General features: G+C 43.0%; 1 protein-coding gene. It reads right to left on the reverse strand.

Annotated features, from left to right (window positions below; all coding sequences use genetic code 11):
- On the reverse strand, positions 1-384 hold a 384-nt coding region (locus tag HW443_RS12720), incomplete at its 3' end, for a cell division protein FtsX (protein ID WP_176238390.1).
- Positions 385-567: the final 183 nt, after the last annotated feature.

The raw sequence follows: 567 nt of genomic DNA on the forward strand, positions 1-567 counted from the left end.
TTTCTTAAGCTTGATCTCAATTGATGCAGGGAGAGGGTTTTCGTCAATGCCCTCAAGAATATAATCTGCAGTCTTTAAAACGCCTTTTGATTCCTCCAGTGCCTTATCCTTTGATATATATCTTGCCTGTTCAACGGCATTATTCTTTTTCAACTGCGCAATTACATTCCCTGTTTCCTGCTCTGACAGCCCGTCATTCAGGTAAAGCATTACTGAGAACCTTGCAGGAAGTCTTTTTGTTGCAAGGTCTATGTTATAGACAACAAAAAATGTGAGTGTGATCATAAACAGCCCTGCAGCGATTGTCAGCACTGAGAGGAGATTTATCCACTTTTCACGCCATAAGCTCTGGAGGGCAAGTCTGAACGAATATAAAAGATACATTATCCTATCTCCTCCCCGACCATATTGCCGCCGTCAATCCTTAACACTCTCCGCCCTGTATTCCTGTAAAGTTCCCTGTTATGTGTAGCGATACCAAATGTAGTTCACCTTGCGTTAATATCTTTAAACAAGCGCGTAATTCCTGCCGACGTGTCTGGCTCAACTTTGCCTCTCGGCTCATCA

This window comes from Candidatus Hakubella thermalkaliphila (genome assembly GCF_013281975.1).
Lineage (GTDB): Bacteria > Actinomycetota > Humimicrobiia > Hakubellales > Hakubellaceae > Hakubella > Hakubella thermalkaliphila.